This is a genomic window from Serratia sp. NA_13, assembly GCF_052691735.1.
In genome coordinates this window covers 267,081-288,300 of record NZ_JBQZFV010000004.1, presented here as the reverse complement: position 1 = coordinate 288,300, position 21,220 = coordinate 267,081, and the positions used below count along the sequence as shown (strand labels likewise).

Genomic DNA, 21,220 nt, shown 5'->3' with positions numbered 1-21,220 from the left:
TATGGCTAGCACTCCTTTGCTTTCAATTCAGGATCTCGGCGTCGCTTTCCGCCAGGGTGACCAACTCAATCAGGCGGTCAACGGCATTTCGCTACAGATAGAAAAGGCAGAAACGCTGGCACTGGTCGGGGAGTCCGGCTCGGGCAAAAGCGTCACCGCGCTGTCGGTGCTGCGCCTGCTGCCTTCGCCACCAGTGGTCTATACCGGCGGTGATATCCAGTTCAACGGCCATTCGTTGCTGCACGCCCCGGAGGCCGAACTACGCAAGGTGCGCGGCAACCAGATTTCGATGATTTTCCAGGAGCCGATGGTGTCGCTCAATCCCTTGCATACCATCGAGAAACAGCTGGCGGAAGTGCTGGCGCTGCATCGCGGTATGCGACGTGATGTCGCACGCAGTGAGATTATTCAATGTCTGGATCGGGTTGGCATTCGCAACGCCAAAGGCCGTTTGAAAGACTATCCACACCAACTCTCCGGCGGCGAACGCCAGCGGGTGATGATCGCCATGGCGGTGTTAACCCAGCCTAAGCTGCTGATTGCCGATGAGCCAACCACTGCGCTCGATGTGACCATTCAGGCGCAAATTCTGTTGTTGCTGAAAGAGTTGAAGCAAGAAATGGGCATGGGACTGCTGTTTATCACCCATAACCTGAATATTGTGCGCCGTCTGGCGGACAACGTAGCGGTCATGCGCCAGGGTCAATGCGTTGAGCAAAACAACCGAGCCCGCCTGTTTAGCCAGCCACAGCACCCCTATACCCAACAATTACTGGCGGCAGAGAACCTGGGCGATCCGCTGGCGCTGCCGGCGGATGCCACCCCGTTACTGAAAGTGGAAAACCTCCAGGTCAGTTTTCCAATCAAGCGCGGTTTACTGCGCCGCACCCTGGGTCAGCATTATGCGCTGAAAGATTTGAGCTTTGAGCTAAAGGCCGGGGAAAGCGTCGGGTTGGTGGGCGAGTCCGGCTCAGGTAAGAGCACCACCGGGTTGGCGTTACTACGTTTGCTTAGCGCCAAAGGCTCGATGTGGTTTAAAGGCCAGCCGTTGCACCAGTTCAGCATGAAGCAAATGCTGCCGTACCGCAGCCAGATGCAGATTGTGTTCCAGGATCCTTTCTCCGCGCTGAATCCCCGGCTCAATGTGCTGCAAATCATCGCCGAGGGGCTGGAGGTCCACCAGAAACTGAGCGCTGAGCAGCGAGAGCAGCGGGTAATTGAAGTCTTGCAGGAGGTGGGGCTGGATCCCGCCCTGCGCCACCGTTACCCCACTGAGTTTTCCGGCGGTCAGCGCCAACGCATCGCCATCGCACGTGCGCTGATTTTACAACCGCAGTTGCTGATCCTCGATGAACCTACTTCGTCACTGGATAAATCGGTACAGGCACAAATCCTGACGCTGCTTAAATCACTGCAACAACGCCACCGGCTGGCCTATCTGTTTATCAGCCATGATTTGCAGGTGGTGCGTTCACTGTGTCATCAGGTGATTGTGCTGCGACAGGGGGAAGTGGTTGAACAAGGTGACTGCCAGACGATCTTTAACTCACCGGCCGCCGCTTATACGCAGCAGTTGTTACAGCTGGCGGATTAGCGACGGGATTCAGAAAGGATATTGAGCGCTCATCGGCTCGGCAATAGCAGCACCCACGTTTTTAAGCCGACACATGGTGGCGCTTTCATCGCAGCGATGCACAAACAGGCAAGGTTCCCCTTCCCACTCTACGATCGCGCAGTCGACCTGGATCTCCTGCAATGAAAGATTAAGCTGTTGCATCACCTGCCAGGCGTCAGCACCCTCATGGCTGAGCAGTTTCAGACCAATCAGGTTGTTATCTTCGTCTATTCCGCTGAGCGGAATCGGTTCAACCTTGACACCGGTAAAACCTGATAGCCAACGATAACTTTGCGGCAAGCGATGCACTACCGAAAGTTGGATACTTTCCACATGAAATCCCTAGTTTGAAAAATGAAACACTTTTTACCTGACAGGGTAACTAAGTTATAGCCGTTGACACCCGACTCTGCCCTTATGAATGTTATTTAAATGTAAAAAACACCACAAATGGTTAACTCGTTCCCTGCGCTCGCTGATGTCCTGCAGTTTTAATGACGCCCTACGGGGGCATTTCACGGCATTTTGCGACTCAGCTCGCATTTTTGCGTTATATGTAACCCTTTCCCGCCGCGATCTCAACTCTTTTTTCTTGCAATACGGTTACTTATTGCTCGGCATAATTTTACATTGAGGAAACATTTAGCCTCACACCACAACGGTGACTAACAAGCTAACTCATTGACTATAAATGGCCTTAAAACAAATTACTCACCGGTATTAGTCCAGGAAAATAACGGATATGCCGGTTATCTGCCTGAGCAGACAGAGCATTTTTTTAACAAAAAGAATACAGATAGAGCACAGGGGGATTTAATTAGCGCACTTATGTTTAGCAACAAAGTCTTCATTGCCATTGGATTTCAGAGCAGGCTTGGGCCGAAGGGGATATTTCACCCAGGCCCAACATTACGCTGAGCCTGGATCAGGAAGAAAAGACTAGGGGGTATCAGACGAGGATTTTTGTCGTGGCCGACTGGCATACAAATAGAACAACACCGCAACAATGCTACACAGCGCCATTGAGGAAACCATCGGCCAGGCACTCTTGCCGGGCGCCATTGCCAGTATCGCCCCCACCAACGCACCGATGCTGAAGCGCAAGGTACCTGCCAGAGAGGATGCCGTACCTGCCATATGCGGGAAATCGTCCAGGATCACCGCCATGGCGTTTGAGGAAATCATGGCGATACAGCCCAGATAAACCGCCACGCCCAACACCAACGCCCAGAACCCCAGGCCAATACCGCTCACTGCCAGTAACCACAGCCCCATCGCCAACTGCACAAACAGCCCCAAACGGAACATTTTGATCGCACCCAACCGCCGTACATTACGACTGTTAACCAGCGTGGTCAGGAACAGGAAAACAATATTCAGCGCAAAATAGTAACCAAAGTGCTGCGGTGAAACATGATTCAGTTCGATATACACGAACGGCCCGGCGCTGAGGAACGAGAACATACCGGCGAAGGAGAAGGCGCTGGCCAGCATATAGCTCAGCACGCGCTTATGGCGGAACAAGGAGGCGAAGTTACCCAGCGTGGTACGCAGATGGAATTTTTGCCGCCGCTCTTTCGGCAGCGTCTCTTTAATAAAAAACGCCACCAGCAATGAACCGATCAGCGCCGCGGCGCCCATGGTCCAGAAAATCGCATGCCAACTGAACCACAGCAGCAGCGCGCCACCAATCATCGGTGCCAGCAAGGGGGCAATGGTCATCACCAGGATGACAAACGACATCATGCGCGAGAACTCGTCCTTGGTGAACATATCGCGCATCAGAGCGTTAATCACTACGCTGGCCGCCGCCGCCGACAGCCCATGCAGGAAACGCAGATTGATCAATTGATCAATCGACTGAGCCATCGCACAGGCACCACCGGCAATCGCGAAGATCAGCGTTCCCCACAGGATCACCGGCTTGCGGCCAATACTGTCCGACATCGGTCCGTAGAACAACTGCCCCAGGGCAAAGCCGAGCATATAGGCGCTGAGCGTCATCTGCACGCTGCCCGACTCGACGCCGAACTGTTTGGCAATCACCGGCATACTGGGCAGGTACATGTCGATAGCCAGCGGCATCAGCATGGAAAGCAGGCCCAGAATAAAAATCAAACCGAGGTGAGATGACCGGTTCTGTAACACGTTCGACGACTCCTTCATCAGCCGTAGTCTTGTAATGAATTAATCTTGCAGATGCGGGGCACCGACGCTGGCGATTTCTTCTTCCGTCAGCGGACGGTATTCGCCCTCTGCCAGATCCTCATCCATCACGATGGCACCAATACGTTCGCGATGCAGTTCGAGAACCCGGTTGCCGACCGCCGCGAACATGCGTTTCACCTGGTGATAACGCCCTTCGCTGATGGTCAGGCGCACCAGCTTGTCTTCAATTTTTTCCAGTTGCGCAGGTCGGGTCAGATCTTTTTCGTTATGCAATTGCACACCTTCGGCAAATTGCTGCACGGTATCTTCCGCCAGCGGATGCTCCAGTGTCACCAGATAGGTTTTCTCACAGTGATGCTTGGGTGAGGTGATGCGGTGCGACCATTGGCCGTCGTCGGTCATCAGCACCAGGCCGGTGGTATCGATATCCAGGCGACCGGCGGCGTGCAGCTTGTAGGCCACCGGCTCATCGAGGAAATACAGCACCGTAGGATGATCGGGATCATCCGTGGAGCAAACGTAACCCTGCGGTTTGTTAAGCATAAAATAGCGCGGGCCGTTTTGGCGTTGCAGTGGGTTGCCGTCAAACGTCACCTCCTGCTCCGGAGTCAGTTTCAGAGCCCCGCTCTTCACCACTTCACCGTCTACGGTGACGCGTTTTGCCCGAAGTTCACGCGCTACCAGCGCACGGCTAACACCTAACTGCTGAGATAAAAACTTGTCCAGTCGCATTGAATCTGCTTTGCCTGTCGTTGTTATGATCGCATTGATCGTATTGCTAAAATATGACACCCACCGTTGCACCAGGTGCAACAGGGCAGGTTCGAAGAGGGGGAAACAGCGATTACTGTTACGCAAGTATAGCGGTGGAAACGGCCCCCTGACAGAGGTAATTTTCACGCTTCTCGCACCATCGGCGCTCAGAAGGCATAATAATAGAAATTTTTTAGCCATCAGGGGAGTAAAATGTCACGGTTTTTGTGGGCTCAGATGTTACAAAACCTGTTCCCTGTGGCCCTTCTCAACCCACGGCGTTAATTTATGGCCTTTACTCTACGCCCCTACCAACTGGAAGCGGTCGAAGCCACTATCAAACATTTTCGTCAGCACCCACAACCGGCGCTGATCGTGCTGCCGACCGGGGCCGGTAAAAGCCTGGTGATCGCCGAGCTGGCGAAGCGCGCGCGTGGCCGGGTATTGGTGCTGGCCCATGTGAAAGAACTGGTGGCACAGAACCACGCCAAATACCGCGCCTACGGGCTGGAAGCCGATATCTTTGCCGCCGGGCTGCAGCAAAAAGACAGCGCCGGCAAGGTGGTATTCGGCAGCGTACAATCTGTGGCGCGTAACCTGCCCCTGTTTGACGGTGCATTTTCGCTGTTGATTATCGACGAATGCCATCGCATCAGCGACGATGACGATAGCCAGTACCAGCAGATTATTCAGCATCTGCAAAAAACCAATCCACAGCTGCGGCTGCTGGGCCTGACCGCCACGCCCTACCGACTGGGCAAAGGCTGGATTTATCAGTATCACTATCACGGTTTTACCCGTGGCGATGCCAACAGTCTGTTCCGCGACTGCATTTATGAACTGCCGCTGCGCTACATGATCAAAAACGGCTTTCTGGTGCCACCGGAAAGGCTGGATATGCCGATTGTTCAGTATGACTTCAGCCGCCTGGAGGCCAGAAGCAACGGTCTGTTCAGTGAGGTCGATCTGAACCGTGAGCTGAAACAGCAAAACCGCATTACGCCGCACATCATCAGCCAGATCGTTGAATATGCTGAAACGCGTAAGGGAGTGATGATTTTCGCCTCCACCGTTGAGCATGCGCGAGAGATCCACGGCCTGCTGCCGCCCGGAGAAGCCGCGCTGGTCAGCGCCGAAACGCCGGCCAGCGAGCGTGATGCGCTGATTGAGGCTTTCAAAAAACAGCAATTGCGCTACTTGGTCAACGTGGCGGTACTGACCACCGGCTTTGATGCGCCGCATGTCGATCTGATCGCCATTCTGCGCCCAACCGAATCCGTCAGCCTGTATCAGCAAATCGTCGGACGTGGGCTGCGGTTGGCCCCCGGCAAGGAAGATTGCCTGATCCTCGACTACGCCGGTAACCCGCACGACCTGTTTACCCCAGAGGTCGGGGTCAGCAAGCCACACAGCGACAGTCAGCCGGTACAGGTATTCTGCCCCGGCTGCGGCTTTGCCAACCTGTTTTGGGGCAAGTGCACCGAGAACGGCGATATCATTGAACACTACGGTCGCCGCTGCCAGGGCTGGCTGGAGGATGATGAAGGCCATCGCGAGCAGTGCGATTACCGCTTCCGTTTCAAGATTTGTCCGCATTGCGGCGCTGAGAATGACATTGCCGCCCGCCGCTGCCACCAGTGTCAGGAGGTGTTGGTCGATCCTGACGATATGCTGAAAGCAGCGCTGAAGTTGAAAGATGCTTTGGTATTGCGCTGTGGCGGCATGGAACTGCAAAGCGGCCGTGATGAAAAAGGCGAGTGGCTGAAAGCTACCTATTACGACGAAGACAGCGCCAGCACCAGTGAGCGTTTCCGGCTACAGACCCCAGCACAGCGCAAAGCCTTCGAAATGCTGTTCCTGCGCCCACATCAACGTGCTCCAGGGGTACCTTTTGCCTGGCAAACCGCTGCCGACGTGCTGGCCCAGCAAGCGGCCTTACGCCATCCGGATTTTGTGGTGGCACGCAAACGTGGGCAGTTCTGGCAGATACGGGAAAAAGTGTTCGATTATCAAGGCCGCTTCCGCCGTGCCAACGAACTGTCTTGATCCTGACAGCTGGCAAATCAGGCAGGTTTCCATTGCCCTGCGGACAGCTTTCCGTTAAACTGCCGCCCGCTTTGCCTGGGTTCGCCCGGTGCTAAAGCAGGTTATATCCTACGAATTTCAAGCTGTGACTTGAAAGGCGACGGGTAAATCGAACTTGCTACTGGGTCGCCTGTAGCAGGGTAAATTTTCTTTTTAGAGAAAAAACAATGTTCACTATCAATGTAGAAGTACGTAAAGACCAGGGTAAGGGTGCGAGCCGCCGCCTGCGTGTTGCCAACAAATTCCCAGCTATCGTTTACGGTGGCGAAGAAGCTCCAGTTTCCATCGAACTGGACCATGATTCTGTTAAGAACATGGAAACCAAACCAGAATTCTACAGCGAAGCAGTAACTCTGGTTATCGACGGTAAAGAAACCAAAGTGAAAGTTCAGGCTGTACAGCGTCACCCGTTCAAGCCGAAACTGGCTCACATCGACTTCCGTCGCGTTTAATCGCAACGAAATCGAACCTTTCGGGACGCCGAAGTAGAAAACGCCGCAATTGCGGCGTTTTTTATTGTTTACGATCAGGTGAAATTACTTATTGCCGTTGTTCAAACGACGTTGTAACTGGTCGCGCAGGTTTGGCGGAGTTCCTCTGATGGTTAGCGTATCGGTAGCCGCATCCCAGAAAATTCGCTCCCCCAGCAGCATCGCATCAAAATTCATGCTGATGCCACCGCCGCTGCCGGCAAATTTGGTCAACTGACGCAGCGTGCCACGATCGGCCGGGAAGCTGTCTTCCAGTTGATAACCCTGCTCGCTGGAAAACTGCAGAAAATCTTTCTCGCCCACGGGCGCGAGCTCTTTCGACAACTCCTGCAGTTCAATTTCCTCGCCGGCCTGCAGCTGTTCGTTGCAATAGCTGTAAACCTGCTGGCGTACCGACTGGCGCTCATTCTTGTCCAGTTGGGCATCGGCGCAGTAATCGTCAACCGCCTGCAGCAAGCCCCGGTTTTGCGCCTTGGTATCCAGCCCTTCGGCCGCCGCCAGGAAGTCCATAAAGAAATCGGAAACCTTGCGGCCCACTCGCCCTTTTAGGAAAGTCAGGTAACGGGTCGACTCCGGATTGGTTTCCCACTCAGTCAGGTCGATACGCGCCACGATATCGGCGTGGTTGATATCCAGATAATGGGTGGTATTGATATCCAGCTCTTCGTTAACGCGCGAACTGTTGCGGCTATTGAGCACCGCAATCAGCAAATACTCCACCGCCAGGTAGCGGTACTGACCAAACAGCACCACGCCGCCTTCAGCAAAGGGATACTTGGCCAGCTCATCGCGCAGGCGACCGGTCGCCGCACGGCTGAAGGCCAAAAAGTCCTTATCTTCCTTACGGCAGGTACGCAACGCTTCAGCCAGCTCACTGCCTTCATTGAACAGGCCGTAAGCCTTACTCTTGGCACTATAGACACGATGCAGCTCTTCCATCATCTCTTCCACCGCAGCATTGGTGGGCAGTAGTGAATCGCGCAGCACCACGTCCAAGGTTTGCTCATCGCGTTTGACCAACTGGTGCAGAGCGATCTGGTCGATATCCAGACTCATGGTAAATCCTCCTGTTCTTTGAGCGCGTATTCAATCACTGAAGGCCCCAGCCTGCAACTTTAAAGCTGTGCTTACATCACCAGAAATCTATAAATTTCCAGCGCCCATACAATAGGTAAATAGCTGGCAGAACCGATGGATTTCAGGCAACGTGCCGGGAGCCGCAAGTGCAACCCGCTACGCTGCGGTTTGAAAGAGAAAGGGAATCGATAAAAGAGCGGAAAATCACTGTCCTATACGGTAAGATATGGGACTTTGTCAGGCTTTGAGCGCAATTTTTATGCCACAATCATCCCGTTACAGTGACGAACACGTTGAACAGCTGCTCTCCGAGCTGGTTAATGTTCTGGAAAAACACCATACTCCCACCGATCTTTCTTTGATGGTGCTGGGCAACATGGTAACTAATCTGATCAATACCAGTGTGACTCCCGCGCAGCGGAAAACATTGGCAAAATCGTTTGCAGAAGCTCTGCAAGCTTCTATTCGTGAAGATAAAGCGCATTAATAATTAATTATGGTGACAAACCGTCAGCGTTATCGCGAAAAAGTCTCCCAGATGATTAGCTGGGGGCACTGGTTCGCCTTATTCAATATCCTGCTTGCACTCGGGCTGGGTAGCCGCTACCTGTTTGTCACCGACTGGCCCTCTTCCCTGCTGGGTCGGGTTTATGCGCTGGTCAGCCTGTTGGGGCATTTCAGCTTTATCGTTTTCGCCGGCTACCTGCTGGTGATATTCCCGCTCACCTTTGTAGTGATGTCACAGCGGCTGTTGCGATTCATTTCCGCCGCCCTGGCTACCGCCGGGTTAACGCTATTGCTGGTAGACAGTGAAGTGTTCACGCATTTCCACCTTCACCTTAACCCGGTGGTGTGGGAACTGGTGATTAACCCGGATCAAAGCGAGCTGGCGCGCGACTGGCAGCTGATGTTTATTTGCGTGCCGGTTATCTTCCTGGTGGAGATGCTGTTTGGCACCTGGAGCTGGCAAAAGCTGCGCAGTCTGAACCGTCAAAGGTTCGGTAAGCCGCTGGCTGCAATGTTTATCAGTGCCTTTTTCGCCTCGCACCTGATTTATATCTGGGCCGACGCCAACTTCTACCGCCCGATCACCATGCAGCGCGCCAACCTGCCGTTGTCATACCCGATGACGGCGCGCAAATTCCTTGAAAAACACGGCCTGCTCGATTCTCAGGAATATGAACGCCGTCTGGTGCAGCAAGGGAATCCGGAAGCCGTTGCGGTGGAATATCCGCTGAACGATCTTAGCTACAGCGATAAAGGCAGCGGCTATAACCTGCTGATGATCGTGGTGGACGGCGTTCGCGAGCAGGATATGAAACAGGATATGCCTGCCCTGACCCGTTTCGCGCAGGAAAATGTTCGCTTCAGCGATCACTACAGTTCCGGTAATCATGCGGATACCGGCCTGTTTGGCCTGTTCTACGGCATTTCACCTACCTATCTGGACAGCGTTCTCGCCGCGCGTAAACCTTCTGCTCTGGTCAGTGCTCTCAGCGCCCAGGGTTATCAGTTTGGTTTGTTCTCGTCTGATGGCTTTAACGCCAGCCTGTATCGCCAGGCGCTGTTGACCGACTTCACGCTGCCGGCAGCAAAACAGCAAAATGATGCGGCGACCACGCAACAATGGCAACGCTGGCTGGCTGACCAAAACAGTAACGGTCCATGGTTCTCCTATATCAATTACCGTGGTGCTGAGCCTGCGGCCAATGAGAAAACACCCACCCCGGCCGATTTTATTCAGCGCTACCGCGCAGGTGCGCAGGATGTGGATGCGCAAATTGCTCAGGTGCTTGGTACGTTGAAAGAACGTGGTGTTCTGGATAAAACCGTAGTGGTGATAACCGCGGAGCACGGCGTTGAATTTAATGACACCGGCAAAGGTTACTGGGGTGCGGGTACCAGTTTCAACCAGCAACAGTTGCAGGTACCGCTGGTTATCCACTGGCCGGGCACTCCGGCGCAGACCATCAGTAAGCTGACTGGCCATAACGACGTGATGCGTACGCTGATGCAACGTCTGCTGCACGTGAAAACCAACCCTAATGATTATTCGCAGGGTGAAGACCTGTTTACCGCCCAGCGCAGGAATAACTGGGTCGCTACCGGCGATAACAGCCTGTTAGTGATCACCACTCCTACGCAAACCCTGGTGTTGGATAGCGGCGGTAACTACCGTGCGTACGATAAGAACGACAAAGAGATCAAAGACGAGAAGCCACAGCTGGCCCTGCTGTTGCAGGTGTTGACCGATGTGAAACGCTTTATCGCCAACTAACTGCTTAAAATACAATCAGTCAGCTGGGGGGGCTCTTGATTTGAAATTGGGAACGGGTAGTATTATTTGTCATAGCGTCGGCATGTAGCGCAGCTTGGTAGCGCACCGTCATGGGGTGTCGGGGGTCGGAGGTTCGAATCCTCTCATGCCGACCAAACATTCCAGATAGGTCAAGGGGTTAATCGAAAGGTTAGCCCCTTTACTTTATGCACAACACTGCACATGTGCAACACTCAATTGTGCACATCCTTTCATTTTTATATCCATGACGGTAGTCAGTGTGCAGCCCAAGTGCAGCCCCCTTCCCTAGAGCTGCTACCAAGCTGCGCTACATGCCATACGCATCAATACAATGTGAACGCATCAGGCTAACGCATTGAAGGTAAAGCAAGTAACACAGACTACATGAGACACGGAGCTAGATTATTATTCCTTTGGAAATTTTCTGGTGAACTGTTCCACTGGGGGACTAGGGGGGACACTACCTACTGTGCATTCTGCCTAAAATGTATCTAGCAGAAATGGTCCTATCGGGGAATTATGATCTTACCCACCAATAGTGGACACGCGGCTAAGTGAGTAAACTCTCAACCAGAGGTGACTCACATGACAAAACCGGCCACAACCAGCAAAAAAATACGTAAGCAACACACACCCGAGTTCCGTACAGAAGCCCTTAAACTGGCTGAGCGCATCGGTGTCGCTGCCGCCGCACGCGAACTCAGTCTGTATGAATCCCAGCTCTACAACTGGCGCAGCAAACAGCAGGGCCAGACAACTGCCTCTGAACGTGAGAACGAACAGGCTGCCGAGATCGTCCGCCTTAAACGCCAGTTGGCTGAAAAGGACGAGGAGCTGGCCATTCTCCAAAAGGCCGCGACATACTTCGCGAAGCGCCTGAAATGAAGTATGTCTTTATCGAAAAACACCAGGCTGAATTCAGTATTAAAGCCATGTGCCGGGTACTGTGTGTGGCCCGAAGCGGCTGGTACGCCTGGCGGAGCCGGTGCACGGTAATCAATGCACGCCAGCGGTTCCGCCATGATTGCGACAGCGTCGTCAGTAACGCATTCAGCCGGGCTAAACAGCGCTACGGCGCACCCCGTCTGACAGAAGAGCTGCGTGCGCAGGGCCTGACATACAATGTGAAAACGATAGCCTCCAGCCTGCGGCGTCAGGGGCTGCGGGCAAAAGCGTCACGGCGGTTCAGTCCGGTAAGTTACCGTGAACCTGAGTTTTCAACTCAGCCAAACCACGATCCACTTCAGCTATGGTGGTCTTCACAATGAGAATACCTCCGGATTATTCGGATAATGGCTCAACCCAGGGAAAGGGGAACCATCAGTGGGTCGCTCCAGTTGAGGGGAATACCGTCAAGAATGCCGACCATCTCCCCTGCCACTTTTGACAGGACAAACATGCAGAAGCCGGTTTCCACTACCTCGGCGGAGACTTTGGCGTTCTTTCGTTCCTGACCATCAGCCGGAGCACAGGTTAAACGGTGGCGTTCATAGTCGATCGTACCGAGTTGCAAGGCCTCTTCCCCACCCTTGCCGCCATTACCATCGCCAGCAACTACCGGCATCCCCTGCGATTGCCAAGTGGTGATCGTGCGCGTTGATGCTTCAAAAAGATCCGCCAACTGTGCCTTGGTAACGTTCACTTATCCCCCGCGAACCCCTATTTTTAACAATTATTTAACCGGGAAGTGATTTCCCAAATATTGAGAGGATCCAGGCTGGATCGTTTCCCACTCTGTGGCGATTTATGAATATATTTAAAACAATGAGTTAGTTGTTAAGTGAGAAGGAAGTAGGATCCGCGGCCAAAAAACTCATAAATAGCGGTTTCCCGTGAGTTCGCACCCCGTAACGACCCAACCTCCAGAAAGGACCCACTAATGAAAATGACAATCATTTGTATTGTTAATATTAAAAGCCATCAACCTGCCGATGTGCTGGGTGCGCGATAGGTGCAGGGAGATAGTGGTTTTAATTATAATGATGTCCACTTGTAAATTTCTGTAAAAATGGCATTATTAACGCGCTTTTAATTACTTACAAAAGGGATATTTATGAAGAAGTTGCTTGCCACTATAGTTCTCGCAATGGCTGTCACTGGCTGCGCCCAACAAACATTTTCTGTAAAAAATGACGTAGCGGCCGCCCCAAAACAGACGACTACCCATCACTTCTTTGTGTCCGGCATTGGTCAGAAGAAAACTATTGATGCTGCTGCGGTCTGTGGCGGAGCGGATAAAGTTGTCCGCACAGAAGTACAGCAAACCTTCGTTAATGGACTGCTTGGCCTTGTGACCTTTGGTATCTATACCCCGCGCGAAGCTCGCGTATATTGCTCATAATCTTTCTCTATGACATTAAGCCCGTTCAATACGGGCTTTTCAATTTCTACGCCAGCTAGCCAGATTGTTGTACTATTTTCTTGTGCAATAATTTTCATGACAATCTCCCGCCAGATACCCACCACTGCTTCAGTGTAGTGGCGCACTGAATTTGGCCACCTGAACAGAGGTGATATCCTCTCATGCCGACCAAAATCCTTAGGGAAACCAACCCTTTGTGGTTGGTTTTTTTATACCTTAAACCCGGCATTCACCCGTGATTGAGTTTTTCCCCTGCGGGCAAACGTCTGAACTTTGCGGAATAACACCCAATATTGACCCCAAAGAGCCTGTACATCCAGATAGGGTTAAAATAACCAAAAGAAACAATGCCCTTTTCATCCAACACTCCTTATCTTTTCGCTATCTGGTTATAGCTCATTCATGACTCACTGTCTTTCAACAAACTGTCAGTTTTCGTGAAAATGCCGGCGAGCCAGGGCTTTTAGCGCTTAACGCTCCAACCACTCAACGGCCAGTATGCGTGCCTCATCCAGACTGACATCCCTGCCCTCTCTGGTGATTGCCGTTTTCAACACATCAATAATATCGGCCTTTTCCGTGGCGCGTTCTTCATTAATTAACACCAAAACCGCATCACCTATCACTGTGCATATGCCGATATACAAAGCTTTTGAATCTTCGAAGCCGCTGCCCATAACTACCTCCAGTTGCAATTTATGCAGATTAACATCTTGCGCCTGACAATGCCCTCTCTGGGCCAGGTCGGCGCGGGCGGAAAACGAAAAACCCCAGCGATCATTAAGATTGCTGGGGTTCGTAGACGGGATTAAGCGCCTGTATAACTGTATGGTGCCGGCTACCGGAATCGAACTGGTGACCTACTGATTACAAGTCAGTTGCTCTACCTACTGAGCTAAGCCGGCTAAATTTGGCGGAAGGACAGAGATTCGAACTCTGGGAGCTGTTACACTCGACGGTTTTCAAGACCGTTGCCTTAAACCACTCGGCCATCCTTCCAATGGGCGCAGATATTAGCGCTACCGTTATGAAATGTCTATCGTTTCATGCAAAAAAAAGCAGGGAAAAGTGCGTTTGGTTAAACTTCATGCCACTGGCGGTTAAAAAATGAAAAAACCCGCCGAAGCGGGGTCGGATTGCTCAGCATAACAGCCGTTATTTCGGCTGTGAGTCATAGTCTGAACAGGTCTGATAACCTTTGTTCATCACATGACCTGTATCGCTGTAGCTGACGAAATAGGTTTGTACTTTTCCGTCACGTGGCGCCACCGCGTAGGTGTCGCAGGTTCCCTGTGCATGAACCAGAGTAGCTGTAGTTGACGGTGGCCCGGCAATTGCACGAACCTGCTGTTTGGTCATCCCTACTTTAACATCACTGACCACAGGTTCCTGAACATAACTGGCGGCCCGGTCATAAGCCGTACAACCGGCAAGAAGGGTGAAAGTCGCTGCAGTGCAAATGGCTAAAACCAGCTTATTCGTCATGGTTTGTCCTCTTGGAGTACGTTTATTGTCCTCTAAGTCTAGAAGAGAGAAGGCTTTTCTACAAATTTCGCTTTGTCGATAGGTGCGCTTCCCGCCAATATCCTCACCAGTTCACGATGGGCAGACCAACGTAATTCACATTTTACTTTGTTGCTGTTTTAACTGTGCCTCAAATGTCTGTTGTGACTGTTGTACATATTGCTGCAACCCCTGACGATCGACAAACGCGTCCAGATCACCGGCCTGCAGGCGTTTCATTTTATTATCCAGATCGAAGCGCGTCCCCTTGTTGGCGATAAAAATATCCGCCTGCTGCAGAGCCAACCGAGCAAAACTGCCACGGATATCCTGCACCAGACTGGGGTAGTTTTTATTGTCGATCAGATAGTAGTCCGGCGTTGCCAGACTGTCGGCATAGACCAGTCGGTAGCTTTGCCCACCCTGATGTAGCGTGGTCAGCCATGAGGTGGCCCCCGGCAAATGGCCTGGCGTCATCAATGCCGTTAACTTCAGGCCGCCCAAGGTAATGCTGTCCCCCTCCTCGACGATAATATCGACCTTCACCGGCGGGAAGCTCAGCGCATCTCCCAGAGCAAAATCCTGTTTGCCACCAAGCGCCAACTGTTGGGCATTGGCAGCGCTGGCGACAACTTTTGCCCCGCTCCAGGCTTGCAGACGCGCAATGCCACCCGCCTGATCGAGACGTGCGTGGCTATTGAGGATATAGCGCAGATCCTTGATGTTAAAACCCAAAGCCTCTATGTGCGCTCTTATCGCCGGCGCGCTGGCGTCCAGCGCGGCGTCAATCAGAATCAGTCCTTTCGGCGTGCTCAGCAGCACGGACGATAGGTTGCGGGTGCCCACGTAATAAACATGCGGGAACATCTGAAATGGCGCGACCGGCTGCGCCCACTGTTCAAAAAGCGAATAGGGCGGCGCACTGGACAACGGCTGTGCCGGATTAAGCTGCGCCTGAGCGCCGAAACACAGAGCAACCGTCATAGCCGTCAGATAACCAAGGTTTTTTTTCATGATCCAATTCTATGGAGGTAAACGGGGCTGAAGTATACTCAACCCAATATTGAAACGTACTCAATTAAGAAAACCATTAATGAACATCCTGCAAATGGACATGAACCTGCTGAAAGTGCTTTACCTGTTGACCAGCACCGGCTCCAGCCAGAAAACGGCGGACAAGTTGGGCATCAGTACTTCGGCCGTCAGCCATGCATTGGCCCGTCTGCGTGAAGTACTGAATGAGCCTTTATTTCGCCGGGAGGGGCATCGCCAAGTGCCGACGCTGTTTGCCCTGTCGCTTAAAGAGAAGCTAACGCCATTGTTCTCTTCGCTGGACAGTGAACTGTTCGGCCATATGCAGGACGTACCACGACATTTCAACCTGGTTGCACCACCGGCACTACATCCGATATTGCTGCCGCTGCTGGCACAGAAAAGCACACTCGCCAATGTGGATATCCGTTGTCAGAACTTTGAGCGGCGCTCATGGCGGAACGATCTACTGGAAGGCAGCATCGATATGGTGATCGCAGTGGGCGATCATCAACAGCGTACCAGCGCACTGCGTTATGTTCTGATTGGCAGCACTCGCCTGGTCGCAGTATTTGGGGCCCCCTTGCAGCAGATGTTGCAGCACAAGAGCGCTCTGGCCTTCAGCGAACTGGCAAACTATGCGCACTATTACTGTCACCCTTGGCCACAGGCGGAAAATGAGCTGGATCGTCAGTTGGAACGCCAGGGTTTACAACGCAGGATCCAGCTCAGTTGTGTCGATTATGCCCAGTTGCCGCCAGTGTTGCGGGCGGCCCCGCTGATGGCGGTGGTTCCGCAGCCCTGGTTCAGTGCACAACCCGATAAACGAGGGTTATTCACCCTGCCCATCCTGGACAACCTGGCAATTGGGCATCTGTTTTCGCACTATCGGCAGGGAGAAGTTGAGTGGAAAAAGCGTCTTATTTCCGCGCTTCATGCGGAACTGCGGCCATATTATCAGTAACGACAATCAGAAGCCGAATTCACCCAACGCCGCAATATCGTCTGGGCGGCGGCCAAGAGGCCAGTGGAATTTCCTATCTTGTTCGCGGATCGGCATATCGTTGATGCAGGCGTGCCTGTTTATCATTAGACCGTTCGGGTTAAACTCCCAATTCTCGTTGCCAAAACTACGGTACCAGTTGCCCGAGTCATCACGCCATTCATAGGCAAAGCGCACCGCGATACGCGCCCCATCAAACGCCCATAACTCCTTAATCAACCGATACTCCAGCTCTTTCGCCCATTTACGCTGCAAGAAAGCGCAAACGGCCTCGCGGCCATCAACAAACTCCGCCCGGTTACGCCAGTGGGTATCAACGGAATAGACCTGCGAGACTCGTTCAGGATCGCGGCTGTTCCAGGCATCTTCCGCCAGGCGGACCTTCTCTATCGCCGACTCACGGGTAAACGGTGGGAGTGGGGGTTTAATGCTCATAGCTCACCTCTGCTGGGTTGCAATCAAGTAGACAGATTTGTCTACACAATTAAGCTAGCGCATGTAGACAGAGTTGTCTACAATCATTCCGGTCGATATTTCAGGAGATGTTTTGATGACTGTTGCCCCCAGCACTCTGCCGCCACGGCAGCGCATCTTGCAGACAGCACATGATTTGTTTTACCGCGATGGCATCCGCGCAACCGGCATCGATCGCATCATCAGCGAGTCAGGCGTAGCCAAGGTCACGTTTTATCGTCATTTCCCCAGTAAAAATGAGCTGATTGAGGCGTTTCTGGCCTACCGCCACGAGCGGTGGCTGAGCTGGTTCAACCGCTCTCTAGAGCAACAGGTCGCACGGTCAGGGGATGTGATGCTCGCTTTGGTGCCCTGCCTTGAAGAGTGGTTCAGCAGTCCACATTTCCGCGGCTGTGCTTTTATCAATACGGCGGTGGAGCTGGCGGATATGTTACCGGAGAGCCTAAAAATCGCGTGCCGGCATAAGAATCAGATGGCCGAACTCATTGCCAGCCACCTGCCCACAAGCCCTGAGCGGGAACAGCGAGCGGAAATGCTGTCTATGCTGATCGACGGAGCCATCGTCAAGGTGCAAATTGAGCAGCAAGCCCATAATTCGCTGCTGCTACTGAGTGAAATGCTAAAAACTTTGGCTGCCGCCTGGAAGCATCAGTAATTAGCCCAAATCCCCGGTGTTACCAGCTCGAGTAAATGATGATCGGGGTCGCGGAAATAAATACTCTCGCCACCGTGTTCCCAATTCATGCGCCCTTCTATCTCTATGCCATGTGCCGCCAGATGTTGTTCCCAATGCGGCAGCTGTTCTTTGGCGACTGCCAGCCCAATATGCAGCGGCCCGCTGCCGTCATGCGGGGGGATATAGCCTTCCGGATACCGTGCCCCTTTGACCGAGTCGCCTTCAATAAACAGCAGCAATACGCTTTGTTGGCCCACGTCATAGGCGCGAAAACGCTCGTTGGCCACCATCGGTGACAGCTTTAATACCTGCTGATAAAAAACCGCAGCCCGCTCGATATCCTTGACGTACAGTACCGTTTCAATCACCCGATCTATCTTGAGTTCCATATTAACCTCCTGATTTCTCTCTACGGCGAAAGTGTAGGTAACCCCCTGTACATCAGAATGGCAATCCGTGCCGCGAAAATGCCAATTTGTGCCAAAGCGCAGGCATAAAAAACGCGGCCCGAAGGCCGCGTAATCATATTCACACTCTGTTGCTTAGCTTAGAACTGGTAAACCAGGCCCAAGGCAACCACGTTGTCGGTGTTGATACCGGCAGACTTGGTGAAGTCGTTGTCGTCCAACAGGTTGATTTTGTAGTCAACGTAGGTGGACATGTTTTTGTTGAAGAAGTAGGTCGCACCCAGATCCACAAATTTGACCAGATCTTCGTCGCCGTAATCCTTGCCGTTAGCGGCTAGACCCAGGTTTTTACCTTTGGTTTGGTTATAACCAACGAATGGACGCAGACCGAAGTCAAACTGGTAGTGTGCGTAAGCTTCGATACTTTGCGCCTTGTTGGCATAACCGTAAGCATCGCTGCTGGTAGAACCAAAGCGTGCGGCATTGTAAGACTGGGTGAACATCACGGCCAGGTAAGCGTCGTTGGCGTCATATTTCAGACCGCCAGAATAACCTTCAGCACGATCGCCACGGCCCATGATGTCGCTGTATACGCCACTGCCATTTTGCTCGCTGGTACGTTTGGAGCTAAAGAAGGCACCTGCAGCGCTGATGCCATAGCCGATGTCGTAGTTCACCGACATGCCGTAGCCGTCGCCGTTTTGATTGAGAACTTCACGGCCGTTGTTAGACTCTTCGCCGTTGCCGTTTTTACCCTGGTACTGCAGAGCAAAGTTCAGGCCGTCGACCAGACCAAAGAAGTCGGTGTTACGGTAAGTTGCCAAACCGCTGGAACGTTGGAACATGAATTGGTCGGCACCGTAAGTGGAGCCATCGAACTCTGGCTGCAAGTCGGTATAAGCGGCAACGTCATACAGCACGCCGGTGTTACGGCCGTAGTCAAATGAACCGTAATCGCCAAACTTCAGGCCAGCAAAGCCGTAACGGGTAAAGTTCTTGTTGTCTTGGCTTTCAGCGCGGTTGAGGTTTGCCTGATATTCCCATTGACCATAACCGGTCAACTGGTCGCTGATTTGTGTTTCGCCACGCAGGCCGAAACGCATATAAGACATGTCGCCATCGGAGCCATTGTTGTCAGAGAAATAGTGAAGACCATTGATCTTGCCGTACAGATCCAGTTTATTGCCGTCTTTATTGTAGATTTCCGCCGCGCCTGCTGTGCCTGCAACCAGCAGTGCGGGTACTATCAGAGAGAGTACTCGAAGTTTCATCGTTATTATCCTCATTAATTATGTCGAGCTATGGCCACTGCCCTTTTGAGCATTATTAGCACGACTGTGCATTACCATTCTGGTAACAAGGGTTATATTAATCCAGAAAGAAAATGATACCAAGTATCCGATAGTGTTTCAGCATGATTAATAAAGGTTTCAAAATGTAAATTTGCGCGAACTCCCACAAAACATTACAGACATGAAAAATAAAGCACGTAATGACAAAAAATACATTTATAGATATAAAATCATATATTTATACAAAACTTTAAGAAAAAAAAGACCGGTATACAAAAGACATTATCAATAAGCACATTGTGCCAAAATATTCTAAGAACGCTGACGTTATAATAACCCCGCTATCATCATTATTTTCATTATTACCTTCATTATCTGTAAGATAATTTTTGTACACTTCGACCGGCTTATGGCCGGTTTTTTTATTGTCTGAAACCCTCACCACAATTCACCATAATGCGCACTTTTTGCCAAAAAAATAATCACGCAAAGATATTATCCCCACAATTAAATTTCGCACAAATTGCTAATTTATTAACCTAAATCAGGCTACAGGTTAATCGCTTTAATTAGGAAAGCGTTTTATTGCTAAAGTGTCTGCAACCTGAGCTGGCATTCTGTTCGATACAGCAATATTGGCCCCCCCCCCTCTCTTTTGATAGTCTGGGAAAATATCCAGCCCCCTTGCTCAGGTCATTACCTTGTGACCAGAACCGCGGGCGAGCGCAAATCCTTTCGACCCGGATCGCGGATTGTGATAAAAACACTCCATAACTTTCAGCCCGCATTTCCACAATAGATCCTGATGCCCACATGACTTCCACCTTGTGTAATGAACAGCAGAAACCTGGCGTCCCGGCACAGGTCGCAACACGTTTGGCTTTTTTTGTCGCCGGCTTCGGCATGGCCGCCTGGGCTCCCTTGGTCCCCTTCGCCAAAGCGCGTATCGGCATAGACGACGGCTCCTTGGGTTTGCTTCTGCTGTGCATTGGCGCAGGTTCGATGTTGGCTATGCCACTTACCGGCTTCCTGACCGGCAGGTTGGGCTGTCGCCCGGTGATCCTGCTTGCCGGGCTTGCACTGTGTATTGATTTGCCCCTGCTGGTCCTGATGGACACCACCACCGGTATGGCACTGGCCCTACTGTTGTTTGGTGCAGCAATCGGCATGATCGATGTGGCGATGAACATACAGGCGGTAGTGGTCGAGCGCGCCAGCGGCAAAGCAATGATGTCCGGTTTTCACGGTTTCTTCAGCGTTGGCGGCATTGCCGGCGCCGGCGGTATTAGTGTGATGCTGTGGCTGGGGCTGTCGCCTTTACTGGCAACATGGGTCGCCGTATTGACCATTGCCGCATTGCTGATACTGGCCAGTCGCAATTTGTTGCGTGAAAGCGGCGGTGACGAAGGTGGCCCCATGTTTGTGCTGCCACGCGGTTGGGTGATGTTCATTGGCATCCTGTGCTTCATCATGTTCCTGGCAGAAGGCTCGATGCTCGACTGGAGCGCCCTGTTTCTCACCACCCTGCGAGGCGTTGACCACAGCCAGGCCGGGTTGGGCTATGCGCTGTTCTCCATCACCATGACTCTTGGCCGACTAAACGGCGATCGGGTGGTGAATACGCTGGGCAGATATAAGGTGTTGCTGCTGGGCAGCCTGTGCGCGGCCATTGGCCTGAGTCTGGCCATTATCTTCAACAACGCCATGGTTTCACTGATTGGTTTTATGCTGGTGGGCCTCGGTGCTTCCAACGTGGTACCGATCCTGTTCAGTGCTGCCGGGAACCAGCAGGATATGCCGGCCAATCTGGCCATCGCCTCAGTGACCACCGTAGGCTACGCCGGCATCCTCGCCGGACCGGCGCTGATTGGATTTATCGCTCAGTTCTCCAGCCTTACGGTGGCTTTTGCCTGCGTTGCAGTTTTACTCCTGGTGGTCACCGCCAGCGCCCGGGCGATAACCCGTTGATTCAGGAATGCGCA

20 protein-coding genes, 3 tRNA genes and 1 pseudogene are annotated in these 21,220 nt (G+C 52.4%); 11 read left to right on the top strand and 13 right to left on the bottom strand.

The genetic code is table 11. The features are described 5' to 3' along the window. Window position 1 precedes the first annotated feature (1 nt). Window positions 2-1,594 carry a microcin C ABC transporter ATP-binding protein YejF gene (yejF, locus tag ACUTSU_RS09795; protein WP_445650324.1) on the top strand — a complete coding sequence of 531 codons (1,593 nt, stop codon included), beginning with the start codon at window positions 2-4 and terminating at the stop codon, window positions 1,592-1,594. Between the two features lie 9 nt (window positions 1,595-1,603). Here the strand turns inward: yejF and ACUTSU_RS09790 are convergent, their stop codons facing one another. The 3 genes from ACUTSU_RS09790 to rsuA all read right to left on the bottom strand — a co-directional run bounded on the left by ACUTSU_RS09790 (window position 1,604) and on the right by rsuA (window position 4,516). Then, window positions 1,604-1,948, bottom strand: coding sequence for a YejG family protein (locus ACUTSU_RS09790; protein WP_135317298.1), 345 nt, complete (start codon window positions 1,946-1,948; stop codon window positions 1,604-1,606). A 606-nt stretch (window positions 1,949-2,554) separates the two neighbouring features. Further along, a complete protein-coding gene (locus tag ACUTSU_RS09785; protein WP_445650323.1) occupies window positions 2,555-3,763 on the bottom strand; it encodes a Bcr/CflA family multidrug efflux MFS transporter in 1,209 nt (402 codons plus the stop codon). A 39-nt stretch (window positions 3,764-3,802) separates the two neighbouring features. Continuing rightward, entirely contained in the window at window positions 3,803-4,516 is a 714-nt protein-coding gene (rsuA, locus tag ACUTSU_RS09780; protein ID WP_445650322.1) for a 16S rRNA pseudouridine(516) synthase RsuA, read from the bottom strand. A gap of 309 nt (window positions 4,517-4,825) precedes the next feature. Here rsuA and ACUTSU_RS09775 point away from each other — a divergent pair, with 309 nt between their 5' ends. Beyond that, window positions 4,826-6,583: a DEAD/DEAH box helicase gene (locus tag ACUTSU_RS09775; protein WP_445650321.1), complete on the top strand. Its 1,758-nt coding sequence runs from the start codon at window positions 4,826-4,828 to the stop codon at window positions 6,581-6,583. Window positions 6,584-6,789: 206 nt separating this feature from the next. After that, the gene (gene rplY / locus ACUTSU_RS09770; protein ID WP_445650320.1) at window positions 6,790-7,074 is read left to right on the top strand and encodes a 50S ribosomal protein L25; all 285 of its coding nucleotides are present in this window, start codon (window positions 6,790-6,792) and stop codon (window positions 7,072-7,074) included. 84 nt (window positions 7,075-7,158) lie between these two features. Here the strand turns inward: rplY and yejK are convergent, their stop codons facing one another. After that, window positions 7,159-8,169 (bottom strand): nucleoid-associated protein YejK, encoded by a 1,011-nt coding sequence (gene yejK, locus ACUTSU_RS09765; RefSeq protein ID WP_445650319.1) that lies wholly within the window; start codon window positions 8,167-8,169, stop codon window positions 7,159-7,161. Window positions 8,170-8,449: 280 nt separating this feature from the next. Here yejK and ACUTSU_RS09760 point away from each other — a divergent pair, with 280 nt between their 5' ends. The 4 genes and pseudogenes from ACUTSU_RS09760 to ACUTSU_RS09745 form a co-directional block, all read left to right on the top strand. Continuing rightward, window positions 8,450-8,677, top strand: coding sequence for a YejL family protein (locus ACUTSU_RS09760; protein ID WP_445650733.1), 228 nt, complete (start codon window positions 8,450-8,452; stop codon window positions 8,675-8,677). 9 nt (window positions 8,678-8,686) lie between these two features. Beyond that, complete coding sequence (gene yejM / locus ACUTSU_RS09755) at window positions 8,687-10,468, top strand: LPS biosynthesis-modulating metalloenzyme YejM (protein WP_445650318.1); 1,782 nt, start codon at window positions 8,687-8,689, stop codon at window positions 10,466-10,468. Between the two features lie 78 nt (window positions 10,469-10,546). Beyond that, window positions 10,547-10,623 (top strand) — tRNA-Pro (locus tag ACUTSU_RS09750). Window positions 10,624-11,074: 451 nt separating this feature from the next. Next, a pseudogene (locus ACUTSU_RS09745) lies at window positions 11,075-11,694 on the top strand (IS3 family transposase); the annotation flags it as partial. Window positions 11,695-11,786: 92 nt separating this feature from the next. On the opposite strand, the gene ACUTSU_RS09740 reads toward ACUTSU_RS09745, so the two are convergent. Next, window positions 11,787-12,131: a terminase small subunit gene (locus ACUTSU_RS09740; RefSeq protein WP_445654093.1), complete on the bottom strand. Its 345-nt coding sequence runs from the start codon at window positions 12,129-12,131 to the stop codon at window positions 11,787-11,789. Between the two features lie 411 nt (window positions 12,132-12,542). Here ACUTSU_RS09740 and ACUTSU_RS09735 point away from each other — a divergent pair, with 411 nt between their 5' ends. After that, window positions 12,543-12,830, top strand: coding sequence for a Bor family protein (locus tag ACUTSU_RS09735; RefSeq protein ID WP_445650311.1), 288 nt, complete (start codon window positions 12,543-12,545; stop codon window positions 12,828-12,830). A 491-nt stretch (window positions 12,831-13,321) separates the two neighbouring features. Here the strand turns inward: ACUTSU_RS09735 and ACUTSU_RS09730 are convergent, their stop codons facing one another. The 5 genes from ACUTSU_RS09730 to blaSPR all read right to left on the bottom strand — a co-directional run bounded on the left by ACUTSU_RS09730 (window position 13,322) and on the right by blaSPR (window position 15,368). After that, entirely contained in the window at window positions 13,322-13,528 is a 207-nt protein-coding gene (locus tag ACUTSU_RS09730; RefSeq protein ID WP_017893457.1) for a DUF2767 family protein, read from the bottom strand. Between the two features lie 152 nt (window positions 13,529-13,680). After that, a tRNA-Thr gene (locus tag ACUTSU_RS09725) sits at window positions 13,681-13,756 on the bottom strand. A 6-nt stretch (window positions 13,757-13,762) separates the two neighbouring features. Beyond that, window positions 13,763-13,850: transfer RNA gene (locus ACUTSU_RS09720), tRNA-Ser, on the bottom strand. A gap of 156 nt (window positions 13,851-14,006) precedes the next feature. Further along, a complete protein-coding gene (gene osmE / locus ACUTSU_RS09715; RefSeq protein ID WP_012145974.1) occupies window positions 14,007-14,336 on the bottom strand; it encodes an osmotically-inducible lipoprotein OsmE in 330 nt (109 codons plus the stop codon). Window positions 14,337-14,471: 135 nt separating this feature from the next. Next, the gene (gene blaSPR / locus ACUTSU_RS09710) at window positions 14,472-15,368 is read right to left on the bottom strand and encodes an SPR family subclass B3 metallo-beta-lactamase (protein WP_445650310.1); all 897 of its coding nucleotides are present in this window, start codon (window positions 15,366-15,368) and stop codon (window positions 14,472-14,474) included. A gap of 79 nt (window positions 15,369-15,447) precedes the next feature. Between blaSPR and ACUTSU_RS09705 the strand changes: the two genes are divergently transcribed. Further along, window positions 15,448-16,350 (top strand): LysR family transcriptional regulator, encoded by a 903-nt coding sequence (locus tag ACUTSU_RS09705; protein WP_445654092.1) that lies wholly within the window; start codon window positions 15,448-15,450, stop codon window positions 16,348-16,350. A 6-nt stretch (window positions 16,351-16,356) separates the two neighbouring features. Here ACUTSU_RS09705 and ACUTSU_RS09700 read toward each other — a convergent pair whose 3' ends face one another. Continuing rightward, a complete protein-coding gene (locus tag ACUTSU_RS09700) occupies window positions 16,357-16,824 on the bottom strand; it encodes a nuclear transport factor 2 family protein (protein WP_445654091.1) in 468 nt (155 codons plus the stop codon). Window positions 16,825-16,939: 115 nt separating this feature from the next. Between ACUTSU_RS09700 and ACUTSU_RS09695 the strand changes: the two genes are divergently transcribed. Then, window positions 16,940-17,518 (top strand): TetR/AcrR family transcriptional regulator, encoded by a 579-nt coding sequence (locus ACUTSU_RS09695; RefSeq protein WP_445650308.1) that lies wholly within the window; start codon window positions 16,940-16,942, stop codon window positions 17,516-17,518. Here ACUTSU_RS09695 and ACUTSU_RS09690 read toward each other — a convergent pair. Together ACUTSU_RS09690 and ompC are read right to left on the bottom strand one after the other, a co-directional pair. Further along, window positions 17,512-17,928, bottom strand: coding sequence for a VOC family protein (locus tag ACUTSU_RS09690; RefSeq protein WP_445650307.1), 417 nt, complete (start codon window positions 17,926-17,928; stop codon window positions 17,512-17,514). The two genes, ACUTSU_RS09695 and ACUTSU_RS09690, sit on opposite strands and share 7 nt — an antisense overlap. 158 nt (window positions 17,929-18,086) lie before the next feature. Continuing rightward, complete coding sequence (gene ompC, locus ACUTSU_RS09685; protein WP_445650306.1) at window positions 18,087-19,217, bottom strand: porin OmpC; 1,131 nt, start codon at window positions 19,215-19,217, stop codon at window positions 18,087-18,089. 834 nt (window positions 19,218-20,051) lie between these two features. On the opposite strand from ompC, the gene ACUTSU_RS09680 reads away from it, so the two are divergent. After that, on the top strand, window positions 20,052-21,206 hold the full coding sequence (locus tag ACUTSU_RS09680; RefSeq protein ID WP_445650305.1) for an MFS transporter: 1,155 nt from the start codon (window positions 20,052-20,054) through the stop codon (window positions 21,204-21,206). Window positions 21,207-21,220 lie beyond the last annotated feature (14 nt).